This window comes from Paraburkholderia monticola (genome assembly GCF_001580545.1).
GTDB classification, from domain to species: Bacteria; Pseudomonadota; Gammaproteobacteria; order Burkholderiales; family Burkholderiaceae; genus Paraburkholderia; species Paraburkholderia monticola.
In genome coordinates, this window is sequence record NZ_LRBG01000037.1 from 697,963 (window position 1) to 716,849 (window position 18,887).

At 61.6% G+C, this 18,887-nt stretch carries 16 protein-coding genes and 1 riboswitch; of the genes, 10 read left to right on the plus strand and 6 right to left on the minus strand.

What is annotated here, in order from left to right; translation table 11 throughout:
- Nucleotides 1-45 precede the first annotated feature (45 nt).
- Together CI15_RS27080 and CI15_RS27085 are read left to right on the plus strand one after the other, a co-directional pair.
- Nucleotides 46-861: an IclR family transcriptional regulator gene (locus CI15_RS27080; RefSeq protein ID WP_062133823.1), complete on the plus strand. Its 816-nt coding sequence runs from the start codon at nucleotides 46-48 to the stop codon at nucleotides 859-861.
- A 5-nt stretch (nucleotides 862-866) separates the two neighbouring features.
- Nucleotides 867-1,721 (plus strand): IclR family transcriptional regulator, encoded by an 855-nt coding sequence (locus CI15_RS27085; RefSeq protein ID WP_062133826.1) that lies wholly within the window; start codon nucleotides 867-869, stop codon nucleotides 1,719-1,721.
- 21 nt (nucleotides 1,722-1,742) lie between these two features.
- Here CI15_RS27085 and CI15_RS27090 read toward each other — a convergent pair whose 3' ends face one another.
- Nucleotides 1,743-1,964 (minus strand): DUF2783 domain-containing protein, encoded by a 222-nt coding sequence (locus CI15_RS27090; protein ID WP_062134249.1) that lies wholly within the window; start codon nucleotides 1,962-1,964, stop codon nucleotides 1,743-1,745.
- A gap of 5 nt (nucleotides 1,965-1,969) precedes the next feature.
- Nucleotides 1,970-3,655 (minus strand): FAD-dependent oxidoreductase, encoded by a 1,686-nt coding sequence (locus tag CI15_RS27095; RefSeq protein ID WP_062133829.1) that lies wholly within the window; start codon nucleotides 3,653-3,655, stop codon nucleotides 1,970-1,972.
- Nucleotides 3,656-4,158: 503 nt separating this feature from the next.
- On the opposite strand from CI15_RS27095, the gene CI15_RS27100 reads away from it, so the two are divergent.
- The 5 genes from CI15_RS27100 (at nucleotide 4,159) to CI15_RS27120 (ending at nucleotide 9,488) form a co-directional block, all read left to right on the plus strand.
- Complete coding sequence (locus CI15_RS27100) at nucleotides 4,159-5,139, plus strand: ATP-grasp fold amidoligase family protein (RefSeq protein ID WP_062133832.1); 981 nt, start codon at nucleotides 4,159-4,161, stop codon at nucleotides 5,137-5,139.
- A gap of 2 nt (nucleotides 5,140-5,141) precedes the next feature.
- Entirely contained in the window at nucleotides 5,142-5,747 is a 606-nt protein-coding gene (locus CI15_RS27105) for a DUF6875 domain-containing protein (protein WP_153041201.1), read from the plus strand.
- On the plus strand, nucleotides 5,744-6,466 hold the full coding sequence (locus CI15_RS27110; protein ID WP_062133838.1) for an oxygen-binding di-iron domain-containing protein: 723 nt from the start codon (nucleotides 5,744-5,746) through the stop codon (nucleotides 6,464-6,466). The genes CI15_RS27105 and CI15_RS27110 overlap by 4 nt, the downstream gene beginning before the upstream one ends.
- Before the next feature lie 283 nt (nucleotides 6,467-6,749).
- On the plus strand, nucleotides 6,750-8,282 hold the full coding sequence (locus CI15_RS38110) for a methyl-accepting chemotaxis protein (protein ID WP_062133840.1): 1,533 nt from the start codon (nucleotides 6,750-6,752) through the stop codon (nucleotides 8,280-8,282).
- Nucleotides 8,283-8,528: 246 nt separating this feature from the next.
- The gene (locus CI15_RS27120) at nucleotides 8,529-9,488 is read left to right on the plus strand and encodes a Vgb family protein (protein WP_420915884.1); all 960 of its coding nucleotides are present in this window, start codon (nucleotides 8,529-8,531) and stop codon (nucleotides 9,486-9,488) included.
- Nucleotides 9,489-9,529: 41 nt separating this feature from the next.
- On the opposite strand, the gene CI15_RS27125 is transcribed toward CI15_RS27120, so the two are convergent.
- Nucleotides 9,530-9,949, minus strand: a complete 420-nt coding sequence (locus CI15_RS27125; RefSeq protein ID WP_062133846.1) for a DUF1810 domain-containing protein — start codon at nucleotides 9,947-9,949, stop codon at nucleotides 9,530-9,532.
- Between the two features lie 338 nt (nucleotides 9,950-10,287).
- Between CI15_RS27125 and CI15_RS27130 the strand changes: the two genes are divergently transcribed.
- Nucleotides 10,288-11,508, plus strand: coding sequence for a glycosyltransferase (locus tag CI15_RS27130; RefSeq protein WP_062133849.1), 1,221 nt, complete (start codon nucleotides 10,288-10,290; stop codon nucleotides 11,506-11,508).
- 52 nt (nucleotides 11,509-11,560) lie between these two features.
- On the opposite strand, the gene CI15_RS27135 is transcribed toward CI15_RS27130, so the two are convergent.
- Complete coding sequence (locus tag CI15_RS27135) at nucleotides 11,561-12,148, minus strand: TMEM165/GDT1 family protein (RefSeq protein WP_062133853.1); 588 nt, start codon at nucleotides 12,146-12,148, stop codon at nucleotides 11,561-11,563.
- Nucleotides 12,149-12,172: 24 nt separating this feature from the next.
- A riboswitch (yybP-ykoY riboswitch) is annotated at nucleotides 12,173-12,338 on the minus strand.
- Between the two features lie 190 nt (nucleotides 12,339-12,528).
- Nucleotides 12,529-13,518 (minus strand): cation diffusion facilitator family transporter, encoded by a 990-nt coding sequence (locus tag CI15_RS27140; protein ID WP_063910575.1) that lies wholly within the window; start codon nucleotides 13,516-13,518, stop codon nucleotides 12,529-12,531.
- 243 nt (nucleotides 13,519-13,761) lie between these two features.
- Here CI15_RS27140 and CI15_RS27145 point away from each other — a divergent pair, with 243 nt between their 5' ends.
- Entirely contained in the window at nucleotides 13,762-16,221 is a 2,460-nt protein-coding gene (locus CI15_RS27145) for a putative bifunctional diguanylate cyclase/phosphodiesterase (protein ID WP_153041202.1), read from the plus strand.
- A gap of 65 nt (nucleotides 16,222-16,286) precedes the next feature.
- Here CI15_RS27145 and CI15_RS27150 read toward each other — a convergent pair whose 3' ends face one another.
- Nucleotides 16,287-17,198 carry an ATP-grasp fold amidoligase family protein gene (locus CI15_RS27150; RefSeq protein ID WP_420915881.1) on the minus strand — a complete coding sequence of 304 codons (912 nt, stop codon included), beginning with the start codon at nucleotides 17,196-17,198 and terminating at the stop codon, nucleotides 16,287-16,289.
- A 387-nt stretch (nucleotides 17,199-17,585) separates the two neighbouring features.
- Here CI15_RS27150 and CI15_RS27155 point away from each other — a divergent pair, with 387 nt between their 5' ends.
- Nucleotides 17,586-18,800 carry a TIGR03118 family protein gene (locus CI15_RS27155; protein WP_062133861.1) on the plus strand — a complete coding sequence of 405 codons (1,215 nt, stop codon included), beginning with the start codon at nucleotides 17,586-17,588 and terminating at the stop codon, nucleotides 18,798-18,800.
- Nucleotides 18,801-18,887 lie beyond the last annotated feature (87 nt).

The window sequence follows — 18,887 nt, forward strand, 5'->3', positions numbered from 1 at the left end:
TTCCGATCGGATACCATTTAGGCCTTCAACGGGCGACACCGAACGATGGCCGATACGACAAGCGAAAAGAAGCAGCGGGGCATTCAGAGCGTCGAAGTCGGCGGACGTCTGCTGCAGGTGCTCGCGCGGCAGCGCGAACCGCTCGGGCTGACGGAACTGGCCGGCGCGGCACAACTGTCGTCGGCGCAGGCGCATACCTATCTGGTGAGCCTGACGCGCCTCGGCCTCGTCAAACGCGACGCACTGACCGGCAACTACGAGCCGGGACCGCTTTCGTTGCGACTCGGCCTCATGCATATCGAACAACAGCCGGTCTACCGCATCGCTGCACCCTATGCGGCCGCGCTCGCGGAGCGGATCGGTCTGAGCGTGGCGATCTGCGTGGCGGGCGTGCAGGGGCCGACCATCGTGCGATACGAGCGCGGTGGTTCTCCGTTGCACGTGAACCTGCACATCGGCACGGTGATGTCGCTCGAAGCGACGTCGACGGGCCGCGTCTTCTGCGCGTTCTACGCGCCCGAGCAGATCGCGGAAATGGCGCGCAGCCAGGCGCAGTCGGCGGACCCGTCGCCGGCTCGCGGTCGCGCTGGCAAAGGTGCGGACAGCGGGCCGGACAGCGCGGCGTGGCGCACACGCTTCGATGAGATCCGCGCTCGGGGCATCGAGCGCGGCATCGATGCGCCGAGTCCGGGCATCAGCAGTCTGAGCGTGCCGGTGTTCGATGGCGAGCAGCGCATGCAACTCGCGTTGACGGCGATCGGCTCGTCGGGTTCGATCGATATCGAGTGGGATGGCGCGCTCGCGCGTCAGTTGCTGGAAACTTCCCGGCGTATTACCGAAGCGTTGGTCACAGCTTCCTGAGAACCATGCAGATCGAAACCCCCAGCGCGTCCGATGCGGACACGCCCCCACTGAACGACACGAAAGCTCAGCGCGGCATCAGCGCGCTCGACAACACCGGCGATCTCCTGCTGGCCCTCGTTGCCGCTGGTCGTCCGCTGTCGCTGCGCGATCTGGCCGCCGCGGCCGGCATGCCCGCGGCGAAGGCGTTTCCGCATCTGGTGAGTCTGCTCAAGGTGGGCTTGCTGAGCCGCGACGATGCGGGTCTCTTCAGCGCGGGACCGCTCGGCATGGAGCTCGGCCTGATCGCGTTGCAGCGGATGTCGCCGATTCGCGATGCCGAACCGGAGATCGTCACACTCGCGGCGGAGTCCGGCATGAGCGTCGCGGTATCGATTCTGGGACCGCTCGGTCCCACCGTGATCCGCTTCGAGGAGTCGGCAAGACCGCAGCACGTGAGTCTGCGGGTGGGCACCGTGATGTCGCTCGTCAACACGGCGATAGGGCGCGTGTTCGCCGCGCATCTGGCGGACGATGTATTGATCGGGCTGTTGTCGCAGGAATCGATCAGACTCGCGGGCGCGCCGAGCGCCGAGGTGCTCGTGTCGCCGAAAAAGGGCGCGCCGTCGTTGGCCCCGGCCTATCTGGCGCGTCGCGCGAAGATTCGAGGCGAGGGCATCGATGACGCGCTCGATGCGCCGGTGCCAGGCATCGGCGCGTTGGCTGCGCCCGTGTTCGATCACACGGGCAGCGTCAGTCTGGTGGTGGCGGTGATTGGTCCGTCGGGCAGCTTCGATTTCAGCCTGCACGGCACGACCGCGCAAAGGCTGCTCGCCACGACACGACGGCTGTCGTGGCGGTTTGGCTGGATCGAGCGCTGAATAATTCTGCCTGATCCCAACTCACGCAGCCGGGCGTGGCGGCTCCGCTGCCACCCCCGCGCGCGCCAGCGCGAGCGCTTCGAGCAGCACGTCGACATCGCCGATGTGGTTAGCGAGCAGCAGCACCAGCTTCGCGTTCATGAACTGGCTTTGCTCGTCGCTGAGTCCGTTGTGCGCGTCGATGAGCTTTTCATAGAACGCGTCGGGATCGGCAATATTCGTTTCGATGTTCAGCTTGGTCATGATGGTCATCCGTTGCAGGTTGCGCGATCCACGGCCTTGGCGACCGACGCGGTGTCGAGAGCGCGCCAGCGCGCGCAGACATGCTGGTCCGGGCGCAGCAGATAAAAGGTGCCGGGCCGGGCATCGAAGCGATGCGTGACGATCCCTTCCACGTCCTCGACCATCGTGACGTGCGGCATGTCGGGCAGAGCGGTCACGGCCGCGCCACGTGGCACGACAATCAGCGAGTGGACTGGAACGGCGAGGCGCGCGAGCGCGCGAAGCTGTTCGGCGCATTTCGTCAGGTCGTCCGCCTGGCCGCAGAAATGCACGCCGGTGAAGCCTCCGTGGCCCGTCTGATTCAGGAACCATGCGTCGGCGCCATCGACCTTGATGGGCGCGTCGGTGCATGCCGCGCCGGGCATCATCTTGCCGGTGAACGCGTCGGCATCGGGCGTGTTCAGTGGCGAGTCGTGCAGCACCGCCGGCACCGACAGACGGCCGCTGTTGACGAGGCGCCGCGCGAACGGACACTCTTTCGCGAGCTTCAGCGTGGCATCGCGGAACATCCGCGACACCGCGCTTTTCGGCGTGATGAAGTCGGTGGCGCGCGATGAATTCAGGATGTTTTCGTCCGCGGCATATTCACGCTCCGATGCATAGGTATCGAGCAGGGCGGGCGGCGCGTCGCCGTTCACGACGAGTCGCAGCTTCCAGGCCAGATTGTCGACATCCTGCACGCCGCTATTCGCGCCGCGCGCGCCGAACGGCGACACGCCATGCGCCGAATCGCCCGCGAACAGCACGCGGCCATGCCGGAAGCGCTCCATCCGCAAACACGAAAACGTGTAGACGCTGACCCATTCGAGTTCGAACTCGGCATCGTTGCCAAGCAGTGCTTTCACGCGCGGAATCACTTTCTCAGGCTGCTTTTCCGCGACCGGATCGGCGTCCCAGCCGAGCTGGAAATCGATGCGCCAGACGTTGTCGGGCTGCCGGTGCAGCAGCACCGATTGGTTGCGATGGAAGGGCGGATCGAACCAGAACCAGCGTTCGGTCGGAAACGGCGCCTTCATTTTCACGTCCGCGATCAGGAAGCGGTCCTTGAAGGTGCGCCCATGGCTGTCGAGACCGAGTGCCTTGCGAACGGCACTGTGCGAGCCATCGGCGGCGATCACGTATTGCGCGCGCATCGGATAGAAGCCGTCGGGCGTTTCGACCTGCAACTCGACATGGTCCTCGCGTTGGATCACACCGATGACGTTGCTTTTCCAGCGCATCTGCAGATTCGCGGTCTGCTTCGCGCGGTCCGCCAGAAAGCCCTCGACGTAGTACTGCTGCAGGTTGATGAAGGCGGGGCGCGCGTGGCCTGTTTCGGGCAGCAGGTTGAAGGTGTAGATCAGCTCATCCTGCAGAAACACCTTGCCGACGTTCCAGCTCACGCCCTTGTCGACCATCTGCGCGCCGCAACCGAGCCGGTCGAATATTTCGAGCGTTCGTTTGGCAAAACAGATCGCGCGCGAACCGCTCGATAGCGTGTCGTCGTTGTCGAGCAGGACGGTGCGAACGCCTTGCTGGGCCAGATCGATGGCTGCGGACAGCCCGACCGGGCCCGCCCCGATCACGACGACCGGGTAGGTGAGCGCGGCACCGGCGTCGTGGTCGGCGGCTCGCTCGTAGTCGAACCGCATCGTTTGGTAGTCGATCTGCATGGCGTCTCCGGGTTCTGCGAGGGGCATCTTGATTAATCTATAGCAAGCGATGTTGCTCCTTGCTAATGCTTGTCATTCTATAAAGCTTTTGGAGCGATCGAATCTGTATTTACCCTGGTGCCCGCGGGCCAGGTTCGGTGGGGCGTGATCGCCAAATCACATTTCGTCATAAGGTTTCGCGCTTCTTATATCAAATCGTGATACGTCGTCGACGCAGCCTCAGGCTTTTGGCATGTACGGCGTGACAGAAACTCCACGATTTCGGCCACATCAAAGCGCGGACTTCGCCGGACCACTATGCTTCACTGCAGCACGAAGGCGACGTCGGCAGGTGCCTCCAAGGCCCCGGTTGGGATTTGCAAACGACGTCGATTCTCAGAGTCTTCCCCCACGTTCACTGATCACCAACGCCTTTCGACGTTGCTCTGTCAGGGAGGTCGCCAATGAGTACACCTGATGGATCCAGGAGGCGCAGGGAATCTTATCGGTGGAGAATCCGGCCCATGCCGACGAATATCCTTGAAAGCAATGCTGGCGAGAACGCATCAATAGCATCGACAGGAATATGCATATTCAATAAGGGCGTCGCCGCGATCAGTTTTGGCGTGCTTCACGGCGTGAAATATTTCCTTCCCGATGCGGTTTTTCTGTTTCTTTCACATCGCCGACGAGTGGGACGATTTCCGCATTTGAGAAACCCGTCGACGTTCAACGAAATCATTCTGGATCGCTGTCTGCATCCGGACCCGATATGGAGCATCCTCGCCGACAAGCTCGCGGTCCGAGACTATGTGAAGGCCAAGGTAGGGGAGAAGCATCTGATTCCCCTGATCGCCGCGCCCGACGTTTTCAGCGCGGACGTATTCGACTCGCTCCCGGATTCATTCGTCATGAAGGCGAACCACGGGTGCGGTTTTGTGAAGGTAGTCTGGAATAAGGGCGATGTTTCGTTCGAAGAACTGCGCAAGATTGCGGACGAATGGCTGGCGACTGACTTCTACCTCGCTTCGCGCGAACGGCATTATCGGTCGATCACGCCTCGGATCTACTTCGAGAAGTTACTGATCGATCGAAGCGGCAAGGTGCCCGCCGACTACAAGATCAATATCTTCGAACGGGAAAATGGCGCGCCGGTGATTTATACCGGTGTGGTGTCGGACCGGTTCGGCGCGCCCCGGCACGATTTCTACGACACGGATTGGAACCGGCTGGATATCGCGGCGGCCGGCTACCCGTGCAGCGCGGAACCGACTCCGCGCCCGCCCAATTGGGCTGAGGTCATCAGCGTGGCGAGGCGGCTTTCGGCGGGCCTCGGCTATGTGCGCGTGGATCTTTACGCATTTGACGGCGAGATCTTTTTCGGCGAATTGACGTTCACACCGGGGGCCGGCGTGACGCGTTTCTCGCGAGACAGTTTCGACGACGAGTGGGGGCGCCTGATCAGGACCATGCCGTCACCGCAGCTCAGCGACGCATGGGGATGACTATGGCGACACGCGTATCGGAATCGCAACCGGTATCTTTCGAAGAGGCGTCGCGTGATGCACGGTTATCCCGAATCGTCGATTGGATCGATCGGTTTTTGTGCGTTCCGAACCCGGCACTGGGGCGCACCGGCAACGTGTGCCCTTACGCCAAAACGGCGATACTGAAAAGGTCGCTCGAGTTTTACCGTAACTTCTCCCGCAGCGTGGCGGGATTGGCCAGCGACATGGAACAGCACCTGGAGGAATTTCTTCAAAGCAAGCGAAGCGACGACATATACTACTGTCGTCTCGTCATCCCCGACGAGCTGGGCGATGCGTCGAGCGCGATAGAGTGTGTGCAGAAGCAGCTCAAGCCCATGTTCGTCGAACGTCATTTGATGATCGGTCAGTTTTTCCCGGACTGCGCCGAGCCAGGGCTGCACAACAGAGCGTTCCGTCCGTTGCAAACGCCTGTTCCATTGCTTGCGATCCGGCATATGGTTTTGAGCGATATCGCATTCCTGTACGGCAACGAGCGGTACATGACTGCCTATCTGGAGAACTTCGAAGAACGCGGCAGCGTCGCCATTCGACAATTCGAGGCGAGCATGGAGGCACCGAAATGAGTTCATCAAAAGTCGATATTTTTGCTGAGCACATCTACAGACACAGCACCTATGTCGAGAAAATCAACCTGAGCTTCTGTCAGTTTTTCCTTAGGTCGCCCTCGGGAACGCTTTGCATCGAGACGGGCGCGCGAGCCGACTTTTCATTGATGAGCGCGACGCTTCGTGAAACGGGAATCGATGTGGCGTCCGTCAGCAGTGTCATCGTGCCGCATTTCGAAGACGATGAAATGGGCGCCTTGCCCGAGTTCGTCGCGCTCAACAAAGGCGTGGTTGCGTACGCGCATCCGATCTGTTCGCACGCGTTGTCGGATATCTTCCCGGTCAAGGTGAAACCACTGAAAGACGAGGCACCCACCAGGATCAACGATGAAGTCATCGTGCCGATTTTCGTCAAGCACGTGCATCAATGGGATGCGTTGGTCATCTATGTGCCGCGGCTCAAGGCACTTTTTTCTTCCGATATCTTCATGCGCTTCGGACCCGTGGATGGAGAATCGAAAGACCCGGTAGCCGGCATGATCGCGTCGATCGAGCAGTCTGAATACCTGCCCTCGATCGAGTATTTCCACCGCGCGTTGAACAAGATAAAAAAATACGATATCGAGTCGATATTTCCGATGCACGGCCCCGCCATTCACGGGGACGCTGCGGCCGTGGTCGATGGGCTGATTGATTACTGCGTGCGGAAGCTCGGCAAAGAAGCGGTGCTGGGCTGAATTCTGCCCGGTCGCAGGCTGACGGAAATACGCGCATCCCACTGTGATGACGACGCGATTGGCGTCATGACGGTCGGATGCGCGTATTTCCGTGTGGCCCAGTGGTTCCCCCGCCTGTGCAGGTCCGCCTACGAATTAGCTAACCGGATTCCCTGCCTCCAAACTTCGTAACGAATATCCCAGCGAATCGCACTTTTGTCCAAAGCCCGGCGAGCCAATGTCGGCTACGCTCGCGAGCGGAGACAATGCCCCGGAATAGAAAGGGGGCTTCATAAGGCGATACATGAAACTGGTCCATCAACTTCCGTTGGCGCTGGGCGCCGCGTTGCTGGTCGCTTCGGGGGCGGGGCTATTCGGCGTGTGGCAGATGAACGATGCCGCCAACGCATACGAGCGGCTCGTTCTGGTTGACGATGCGCAGGCCCGCCGAGTCGACGATGCGCTCGTCGCATTCAAGAACCAGGTGCAGAACGGCAAGGACATCCTGCTACGCGGCAAAGACCCCGAGCAATTCAAAAAGTACTGGCGCGGATTCCAGAATTATGAAGACGCGGTGCAAACGGCAACGGAAAAGCTCGCGCGAGAATTGCCGCCAGGCGTTGCGCACGCGAAACTCGAACGTTTCAACCTGCTGCATCAGGAAATGGGCGCATCGTTTCGCAGGGCGCTGCAGGCGTTCGAAGCCTCGGGCTTCGACATCACCGTTGGCGACCGGGCGATCGACGGGATCGACCGCGACTCCGCGATTACGCTGCGCGAAGCGGGCGCCGCGATCGTCGCGCAGACATCCGCTGCCGCCGCGCTCGCGAAAGCAACCCAAAGGCGCGCCACGTTCGCGAGTATCGGCGTGATGGCGGTCATCGCGCTCGCGGGCGTCGTGGCCGCCCTGAAGTTCTCGCGTGCGATCACGCGCAAGCTCGGCGGCGAGCCTGACGACGCGCGTGAGGCGGCACGCCAGATCGCGACCGGTAATCTCGATGTCGATCTGCATCTGCAACCCGGCGACACCGACAGCCTGATGGCCGCAATGCATGCGATGACGGTGGCGCTCGCGCGTATCGTCGCCCAGGTGCGCATGAGCAGCGACGCCGTGGCGACAGGTTCGGCGCAAATAGCATCGGGCAACGCGAATCTGAGTCAGCGCACCGAGGAGCAGGCGAGCGCGCTCCAGCAAACCGCGGCGTCGATGGAGCAATTGAGTGCCACGGTGAAGCAGAACGCGGTGAATGCGCTCGAAGCCAGCGAGATCGCGACCAGCGCTTCGACGATCGCGGTGCAGGGGGGCCACCTCGTGGGTGCGGTCGTCGAGACGATGAAGGGCATCAATCAGAGTTCGCGCAAGATCGGCGAGATTATCGGCATCATCAATGACATCGCGGCGCAGACCAATATTCTCGCGCTGAACGCGGCGGTCGAGGCAGCACGTGCGGGAGAGCAGGGCCGAGGGTTCGCTGTCGTCGCGAGCGAGGTGCGTTCGCTCGCGAAACGCAGCGCGCAAGCGGCTCACGAGATTCGGGAATTGATTTCCGCAAGCGTGGAGCGCGTCGATCATGGCAGCGCGCTCGTCGACGAGGCAGGGGCGACGATGACGCAGGTCGTGAGCACGATTCAGCGCGTCAGTATCCTCGTGGCGGAAATCAGCAACGCCGGTGCGCAGCAGAGCGTGGGCGTCGGGCAAATCGGTGAAGCGGTCAACCAGATGGATGAGACGACGCAGCAAAACGCGGCCCTCGTCGAAGAAAGCGCCGCCGCGGCCGAGAGCTTGAGGCAACAGGCTGCAACCCTCGTCGACTGCGTCGCGCAGTTCAGGTTTTGAGCGGCCGGTTCGATGAAATCGAGCGGCCTTGCATCGGGTTGACTACTCTTAAGGAACCCGGTCCGGCGGTGATCGAGATCGGCTGAGGGCAGACGCGTAACCAGACAGTGTAAGAGGCCGCCCATGCTGGCTCATCTGCTTTTCCTTGCGGGGCTGCTCAGCTTTCTTGCATCGGTAAGTCACACCATGCGGCAATCGGCTGCCAGATCCGTGATCGCCGCGGCTATCTACGCCGTGCCTTTCGTGATGACCGCTGGCAGCATCGGCTTCGCGCAGGCGCAAGCACCGAAGCCGTCGTTCGAGAGCTTCGCCGTCCCGAGCGGCAGTGCGCCGCACGACGTCGCACCGGCGCATGACGGCACCGTGTGGTACACCGCGCAGGCGCGGGGAGCGGTCGGACGGCTCGACCCGCGCAGCGGCAAAATCGACACCGTTGCGCTCGGCACCGGATCGGCCCCGCATGGCGTGATCGTCGGTCCCGATTCGGCGGCGTGGGTCACCGATGGCGGCCAGAACGCGATCGTGCGCATCGATCCGAAGACGCTCGCCGTCACGCGCTTTCCGCTCCCCAAGGAACACCCGGACGCCAATCTGAACACCGCCGTGTTCGACAGGCAAGGGCATCTGTGGTTTACCGGGCAAAGCGGCGTTTATGGCGAACTCGATCCGCAGCGAGCCCGCATGCGTGTCTTCGACGCACCACGCGGAGCCGGGCCCTATGGCATCTGCGTGACGCGGTCCGGGGATTTGTATTTCGCGTCACTGGCGGGGAATTATCTGGGGCACATCGACTCCGTGACTGGCGCGGCGCAGGTCATCGAGCCGCCCACGTCGAATCAGGGCGCGCGGCGCGTCTGGTCCGATTCCAGAGGCCGCGTCTGGGTCAGCGAGTGGAACGCAGGAAAAGTCGGCGTATTCGATCCCGCCGCGCGTCAATGGCGCGAATGGAAACTGCCCGGCAACGATCCGCACGCGTACGCGATTTTCGTCGACGACCAGGACATCGTCTGGCTCAGTGAGTGGAGCGCTAACGCGCTAGTGCGGTTTGATCCGCGTTCCGAGCGGTTCGACGTGTTGCCGCTTCCTCGTGACCACGCGAATGTGCGCGAGATGATGGGTCGTCCAGGCGAAGTCTGGCTGTCCGAATCCGGTACCGATCATCTGCTGCTCTACCGGTCCCGTGCAGCCGATGCGAGCGGGCAGTAATGCGCTCTCGCCACTAAAGCGATCCACGGGACCCAAGCGATCTAAAGCAGCGCAAGGGTTCGCGGATCGGCCTCTCCCGCGAAATACTTGCGCAAAGCTTCGACGAAAACGTCGTTGTCGTTCGTGGCACGCGAGAACAGGGTGACCGACGAACGAAACTTGAGGTCATCCGGATAGCCGAAAATTTCCTCGATGGAGCGGTCGCTGACGAGGTTGACCAGTTGCGTCGTTTCGCGCAGTCGTGCTCCGAGTATCGGGTGGCGCAGATAGGCTTGCGCCTCGGCCAGCGACGAAAGCGCGAATCGCTGCGCCATTGCGCTAGCTCCGAGCCCCTGAATCTGGGGAAAGACGAACCACATCCAGTGGCTTCGCTTACGTCCATGCCTCAATTCATCGCACACCTGCGTGTACACCGGGTCCTGGGCATCGACAAAGCGCTGCAGGTCATAGAGATCGTCCATTTCTAACTCCGCTGATTCCGGCGTGGAAACCGTCCCCCGCATCACAATTCTCGCACCTGCTTACATTCCGAAGGACGAAATCTTACGAACTGTACCGTGGCAAATCCGTTGTCTTTCGGAACGCTTATTGATCGTCTTTCACCTTTTCGCAATTTGCATTTGCAACTATCACAGCGCGATACCGGCTCCTGAATGATCGCGGTCTGTAAGACGAGGTAAGAGAAGGTGGGGCCTACTTGGTGCGTTCCCACACAAAGTCGTCGAAATCGACTTCATAGAATGCTGAGGAATTGACCACCTTCATGCAATTACTCGGCATTAGAAAAACGGAGTTAGACATGCAGCGCTGCAGGGTATTGGTAATAAACGATTACGCGACGATGGGCGGTGCGGAAGTTGTTTATCAGCAATCGGCAGACCTGCTCAGCCGGTTGCCGGGGGTCGACGTTGAGCGCTTCGACGACAACCACTTTCCGGTGGGCACCACGAAGCTGTCCAGGTCCTGGAATGTGCCGGCCGCACGTGCACTCGAGAAGACTATCGTTGATTTTCGTCCGCATCGATTGATGGTGCACAACTACCATAACGCCTTATCGAATTCGATACTTGGTGTTATCGCGCGCCAGAAACGCAAGCTGGGCTTCCGTGCCTATCACACGAGCCACGACTATCACCTCGTCTATTACAACCCGGCGTTGCAATACTTCGACAAGCAGCGTCCGGTGATTCTGCCGCTGGACGTGTTGGGCACGCGCGCAGCGTTGACGCATCGGTCGACGGCAAAAGGCTTCGTGCATGATGCGATGACGAAGGTTTACTGGCACGCGGTGCGCGGGGCATTTCCTCCCACACGGATCTTCGAGACGATCGTATGTCCAAGCGCTTTCATGGAAGAAGCGCTGCATCGTAGGGGCATCACGAATACAAGGGTTGTTTTTAATCCCTCTTCGGTGCCGGTCGCGCTTCAGCCCGCGAATGCTTCAGGCAAGCAGCGATTCAAGATTGCCTTTGTCGGCAGGATTTCACAGGAAAAGGGACTCGCGGAATTTATCGAACTCGCACAGAGCGTGGACTTTCATCGCATCGACGTCATAGGGGTGTATGGGGACGGTCCGGATCGCCTTGCCATGGAGCAACGCTTCACGTCGCTTATCGAGCGCGGCAAGCTGATTTTTTTCGGTAGATTGCCGCAGGAAGAATTGTTTCCGCAGATGCGGCACTTCGCCGACGCGGTCGTCGTGCCATCGTTGGGCGCTGAAAATGCGCCGCTCGTCATCGTCGAGGCCGCCATGCTCGGCATGCCGGCCCTTGTCCACGACGGTGGCAGTATGGCAACGACCGGCGACGCCGTGGGCAACAAGATCAAGTTTCGGTCGCAGCCGGAGAGCTTCAGGCTGGCGCTCGATCGACTGGCGGCGCATCTGGCCGACAAGGGAAGAAAGTATTCGCTCGCCGAATATCTGCCCGAGCACTACCAGCAGCGCCTCGCGGAGATCATGGAAATCGGCGGGCATTCCGGCAAACCGGCTTTTACGCGGACAGGCGAGGCAGTCTGCTGACGAGCAACAGACACTTCGGCGAAACGAATGAAGTTGCCAACACCGCGAGGCGCTAGAACAGCGGGTGAGCGTCTGGATACAGGGCAGTCCTGAGCGCGAATCCTCCTAGCACCACGAAGATGATCGCCGCGACGATGTGCACGGCCTTGGTCGGCAACCGATCGGCGAATTTGTGCCCGAGGTAAATGACAGGAACGTTGGCGATCATCATGCCCAGCGTCGTACCGGCGACGACGCCAAAAAACTCATGAAAGCGGGCGGCCAGAGCAACCGTCACGACCTGGGTCTTGTCGCCCATTTCCGCGAGGAAAAACGTTACCACCGTCGTACCGAACACGCCCATGTGTCCCTTCGTGGCGGCCTCCGCATCGTCAAGCTTGTCGGGAACGAGGATCCAGATGGCCATCAGCGCGAACGAGGCGACCACCGCCCAGTTCATCACGTGAGGATTGACGACATCCGCGAGCCACGCTCCGAGGGCGCCCGAGAACGCGTGATTGACCAACGTCGCCACGAAGACGCCGAGCACGATGGGAACGGGTTTGCGATAACGCGCGGCGAGAACGAGCGAGAGCAGTTGGGTCTTGTCGCCGATTTCGGCAAGAGTCACCACGCTCGTAGAGACGAGAAACGATTCCATGGGATTGTTGTAACCGGGTCGCACAGCGAACACGCGATGACACACACCCCTGCGACCCGGTTAGGTGAGGGCTGTACGTCATCGGTCTTGCCAGGCTTTCGCTGCACACGCCATGTCGAAGGTCGACAAGTATGTTGACGTGTGCCACCGGACCTCGCGTCCGGAGCGGCTACTCCCCGAAGAGTGCCGCGATTATAAAAGTCTCTCGATGAACGGCGCAAGCCCTGATTTCGCTTTCGATCCGGGCGCTTCGCGCAGCGGCGGGCGGTTCAGGGGATGCGCGTGCTTACGGTGATATAGGGACCGAGTGTTCCGTCCGTCGATCCGCCGCTGCTGCTGCTGCCGCTGCGCGCAACGGAATTCTATGTGCCCGGCGCTCATCACGTCTGCTTGCCGGACTGTCTCGCTGCCTTGCCGCGCGCGACGTGCCGGCTGACGATGTCGTCCAGGCGCGCGTCCTGGATGCCCGCAGGCTCGGTATGAGCGGTCACGTCCGAAGCCGGGAACAGATTGGCCACGGCCTGTTCCGCCCGATCTGCAATGGCGTGCCCCTGCTGCACCGTCAGCGCTCCGTCGACCTCCAGATGAAACTCCACGAACACCCGATCACCGCCGTTTCGGGTACGCAAGTCGTGGATTGCACAGACGCCTTCGCACGCGAGCGCCGCCGCTTCGATCCGCTGCCGGGCGTCGGATTCCAGTTCCTCGTCCAGCAGCTGGACTAGCGCATGCCTCGCCATACCGCGCGCATTCCATACCATGTAGAGCGAGATCGCGAGCGCACCGATGGCGTCGGCGCGCGACCAGCCAAAAAAATGTTCGAACAGCAAGGCGATCAGCACCGCGATATTCACGGCGACGTCGGTGACGTAGTGGGCCCGATCCGCGGCTATCGCGGTGGACTGCGTCCGGGCCACGACATACGTCTGCATGCCGACGAGCGCTCCCGCCGCGATGCAACTGACGACGATCACGAGGATGCCGAACTCCGTCTGGTTCAACGGCTGCGGGTTGAACAACCGTTGAACCGACTCCGCACCAAGGGCTAGCGCGACGCCGGCCAGCAACATCGCCTGCACGAACGCCGCCACGGCTTCCGCTTTGCCGTGACCATAGCGGTGTCCGCGGTCCGCCGGGCGCGCGGCATAGCGAACCCCGAGGAACGTCACCGACGAAGCGAGTACGTCGATCAGTCCGTCGGCGGCGGACGTGAGCATGGAAATCGACGCGGTCGCGAACCAGGCCCAGACTTTCAGAACGACCAGAACCAGAGCCATGACCAGCGCCGCGATAGAAGCAAACCGACGCAATGCTTCGCCTGAAGTGCTGCCAGCCATGGGCTGCTCTCCGTCATTGATATTGATGGCCATTGGAAGCTAGCCGGATCGTGTCCAACGATTCTGAGGCATTTTCCGCGCTCCCGCAGTGACCTGAGGCCGGGCGCGCAAACGTTCGCGCCGGCGATGGCCTCGCGCCACCGATGAAATCCTCCGCGCCGGCCGCAGGCGACGTGGCCCCCAGGCCGCGACCGCGCTCTCGGCGTTATCCCCGACTACATCAACGGGTACCCCGGGTCGTTAACAAGTCGTTCTACGTCCACCTTCGGAGCCAATGTGACGAGCCAACGAGGTATCCCGAAGCCGCCCCGCCCGAAGCGCGGCCGCGCGAGCCCAACCGGTGACGAGCCTACTTCGCCCAATGAGCCGCCAGCCCGGCGCATCGCGATCGTCGGCCTGACGCTCGTGCTTCTGAGTGTGCCGCTGCTGGCGTTCTGGGGCGCGTACGAGAGTTTGAGTGCGGGCGCGGCGGCGCGTGCCGGCAACGAGGCGGACAAAATTTTCGAAGAGGCGCGTTATAGCGTCGCCTGGGAGGAGTCCGCGGAACGCAAATACTTCCTCGATCCGCGTCCCGAGGTCCGTCGTGAACATGCCGAGGCGGGCGAGACGCTCGACGCGGCGCTCACGAAAGCGGCCGCGCTCGAGCCGCACAGTACCCCGATGCTGCACGAGCTGCTTCGCAAGCACGCGAAGTATCGGGTGTACGCGCGCGACATGTTCCAGGCGGTCGACCAGCACGATATCGCGCGCGCCAACGAGATCGATGAGAAGCTGGCCGACCCGTTGTTCGACGACATCGAGGACAAGGTGCTCGATGCAGCCGCACGGCACCGGCTCGACGCCACCACGCAGCTCGACCGGCTCGTGAAAGTGCAGCGCATCGTTCTGATCTCCACGCCGGTCGTGATGCTGATCGGTGTGGCGCTGGCGCTGCTCTTCTTGCAGATGCTGCGACGCATTCGCCGCGGTGCCGACGCGGCTGCCCAGGACGTGCTGAAGAAAAGCGAGCAGCGGCTACAGGCGCTGGTGGCCAATACGACGGATGCAATCCTGGTCTGCAATACGGACGGCGTCATCACGTACGAAGCACCGACGCGCCGGCCCGATCCACTGGACAACCTGGGGCGCCTCGCGGGGACCACCGTCCTCGACCCCATCCATCCGTCCGACCGTCCGAGCTTGCAGGAAGTGCTGCAGGTCGTTTCATCCGCGCCGCGCTCGACGCGCTCGATCGAACTGCGCACGCGCGGCGAGGGCGAATCATGGCGTCATGTGGAACTCACGCTCACGAATCTGCAGGACGAACCCGCGGTCGGAGCGATTGTCGCGACGGCTAGCGACATCACCGAACGCAAGCATTTCGAGGAGCAACTCACCAAGCGGGCGTTCTACGACTCGCTCACGGGGCTGCCAAACCGCGCGCTTCTGCTCGACCGGATCGGCCAGGCTGCGCTGCGTGCGAACGGCAGCAGCGCGACGACCGGTCTGATCTTTGTCGATCTCGATCATTTCAAGCGCGTCAACGACAGTCTCGGCCATCACGCGGGAGACCGGCTGTTGATCGCCGCGTCCGAGCGGCTGCAAAAATGCCTGCGTTCCACCGACACCGTGGCGAGGCTCGGCGGAGACGAGTTCGTGATGTTGCTCGAACAGCTTGGCACGGACGCTGTCAGCGAGGGCGTGGCGATTGCGCAGCGGATACTCGCGCAGTTCGGTCAGCCGTTCGATCTCGACAACAAGCAGTACATGGTCGGCGCAAGCCTCGGACTTGCGTTCAGGCATGGCGAAGGGCTGCGTGGCGACGCCGATGCGCTGCTGCGCGATGCCGACGTCGCCATGTACCGCGCCAAGAACAGCGGCAGGGGCCGCTATGTGATCTTCGAGAAGCAGATGCATGCCGACACGGTACGGCGGCTAGAAATCGAAAGCGACCTGCGCCATGCGATCGAACAGCATGAACTGCGCGTCCATTTCCAGCCGATCATGCAGCTGCAGTCCGGCGGCTTTCATCAAATGGAAGCCCTGATCCGATGGCAGCATCCCGTTCGTGGCCTGCTGCCTCCATCCGAATTCATCGCGATTGCCGAGGAAAGCGGGCTGATCGTTCCGTTGGGCCGCTATGTGCTCGAGCGATCCTGTCAGCAGGTCGCCGATTGGCAGCGCCAGTTTCCCTCTCACGCGCCGCTTCAGGTCAGCGTCAATCTTTCGCCCGGGCAGTTCGACGATCCCAACTTCGTCGACGACGTGGCCGCGGCACTGCAGGCGGCATCGATCGCCCCGGGTTCGCTCAAGCTGGAAGTCACCGAGGGGCTGATCATGCGGAACGCGGAAAAGAGCATCGAAACCTTGCGCCGTTTGAAAAGCTTCGGCGTGACGATCGCCATCGACGATTTCGGCACCGGCTACTCGTCGCTCAGCTATCTTCGCCGCTTGCCGCTCGATGTGCTGAAGATCGACCGCTCGTTCGTGCAGGGCATTGGCACGAACGACGAGGACGACGCCATCGTTCGCGCGATCATTTCGCTTGCGCGCCAGCTGGGTCTCTCGGTGACAGCGGAAGGGATCGAGACGCCCGAACAGGCCCGCCTGTTACGCGAGTGGTCGTGCGACAGCGGGCAGGGCTACCTGTTTTCACGGCCCGTAGCGCCAGAAGAGTTCACCGCGTTGTTCAGCCGGTATCCCACCGGCGGCGACGGCCAAATTACGGCGCATCGAGCGACAACCGAACTGGTCTGAGTGCGTGCGCCGCGGGTCGCGCTACGCAGCTCAATCGGCTCTTCGTGGGGTGTGGCTGCGCTCACTCATGGCAACAGCAGACCCCACTCGAAATCGACGCAGTCCGGCCGCATCGGCACCACGCCTGCGCCTGGCGTGAAGGTCAGTTCGCCGAAGTACACGTCATTGTTCGGCGCGTACAGATCGACGCGCACATAGTTGAAGTCATGGGCCAGTGTCGCTGCGGTCTCGAGGATCAATGGCAAGTTGTGCGGCGGCGGCTCCGGTGCCGCACTGCGTGCGTAGGGGCCAATGCCGACGTCGAGATGATTCCATTGCGCGTCGTACACGTCGCCGCGCGGGTGGTCGCTGAAGCGGTCCGAGATCACGACGATGAACATCTTCGGCTTGCTCGACTGGCCGCCGAAGCAGTGCACCTTATAGTCCGCCGGGATCTGGCCGCGCTCGTCGAGCAGCAGATGTTCGAAGAAAATGCGTGGCTGGATTTGCCGGTAATGGCGCTCACGTGCAACCCGGTAAAAGTCGGTGGACATCCAGCGGCTGGCCAGCAACTGCAATTGCTCGAAACTCCGTTCCGATTTATCTCGCACGACCTCGACGAAACTGCTGCCATGATTGGCCTTCATCACGAAGGCATCGGGCAGCGCATCGAAGACCGCCTGCGTGAAGACCTCGGGCGCCGAAAGAAGCGGAACCAGAAATTTATCGCCGATCTTTTCCCTCACGTAGTCCCGCACCGCGAGCTTGTCGGTCAACGCGCCGTAGCGTGGGTCGGGCCGCAGGCTGCGGAGCAGGATCTTTTCGTTGAAGGTCGTCGGACGCAATAGTTTCGGGAACCGGCCAATCTCCTTCCGATGCAACAAACTCAGGAAAATCGCATCGGGAAGAAGCTGTTTGGCACTGTCCTTCATTCGTCGAATAATTGCGTCGGGCGGATGGGGCATACTCTGTTCTCCCAACAATGGCCAGGCATTCATTGGTGCTCGCGCGCAGTCGCTGCCCCAAATTACAACGCAATTACATGCTGCGCTAAAGCATAGCCGCGTGCGATTGGCGCGAATGCCGGTGGCGCAAAGCGAGGAGATAACGGCCGGTTACCTAGAGTCCCTGTAGCGTTTTACGTCGAAGCTCGCCTCAGTCGCGCTGCTATTTAAGCCGTTCAAACCACACGAAGCAACCGAGATTGTGGCCAGACGAATGGAATAGACACACGTGTTATTCGTTGCACAGACGTCGCTTTTATCTAGGCAATTCAGCCATTGCGATGCGCGACTGCGTTTGCGAAATAACCGCTTCGACGTCGGAATAACTCTTGCACCTTCTTCGTTCATTGACCATTGTGGCTCTGGGTGAGGAGTACAGTCATGAAGGCACTACTTGCTGTGTTGGGCGTCGTGACATGCGGCATGGCCATCGCGATTCTCGCGTCGTGTGGCGGTGGCGGCAGTAGCAGCGGCTCCAGCTCCAGCCCCAGCTTGAGCAATCCAAGCCCGGCCGTTCAATCGACATTCACTGCGACGGCCCTCGTGTCGGATGGCGCGGTGGCCGCCGCCCACACTGACGCGAACCTGAAAAATCCTTGGGGCGTCGCCTTCAATCCGAAGGGTTTCGTCTGGGTCGCGGACAACGGCACCAATGTCGCAACGCTCTATGACGGCAACGGCGTACCGCAATCGCTGGTCGTCACGATACCCAACGGCAAGAACGGGACTGCATCGCCCACCGGGATCGTCTTCAACGGCACATCGAGCTTCGCCGTTACCGAAAACGGCAAATCCGGTGTCGCGGCTTTCATCTTCACGGGCGAAGGCGGCACCATCACCGCATGGGCGCCCACCGTGGGGCCGACCAACGCGTTCGTCATGTACGACGATGGCGCGGGCGGCGCAGTGTACAAAGGTCTCGCGCTCGCCTCGCTGAACGGCAGCAACTTCCTTTACGCGACCGACTTCCATAACAACAAGATCGACGTCTTCGATAGCAGCTTCGCCAAGGTCGGAATGCCCGGCGGCTTCAAGGACCCGACGGTTCCGGCCGGCTTCGCGCCGTTCGGCATTCAGGCGATCGGCTCGAATCTGTTCGTCACTTACGCCATGCAAGACGCCGCCAAACACGACGATGTCGCGGGCGCGGGACTCGGCGTGGTGGATGTTTACGACACGGCGGGCAACCTGAAGCAGCACTTCGCGACCGGTGCCGCACTGAACGCCCCTTGGGGCATCGCGCAGGCTCCCGCTAGTTTCGGCTCGATGAGCGGCGCAATTCTGATCGGCAATTTCGGCGACGGCACGATCAACGCGTTCAACGCAACGAGCGGTCAGTCGATGGGGCCGCTCAATGGATCGAACGGCAGGCCGATCGTCGAACCGGGCCTGTGGGGCATCGCGTTCGGCAACGACCTCAGCAATCAGCCTTCGAGCACGCTGTTCTTCGCGGCGGGTCCGAATGACGAAGCCGATGGCGTTTATGGAAGGATCGATCTGAACCCGGCGTCGAGCGCTGGGACGAATACGGGCTCGAGCTCGGGCTCGGGCACAGGTACAAGTTCGAGTGGAGGGGCGAGCATCGGCGGCATGTAGTGCTGCGCAGACTGACATCCGCGACAGTGCGGGCGTAGCACGAGATTGGCGCTGTCGCGTACGAGAGTGGTCTGGGAGACGCAAACT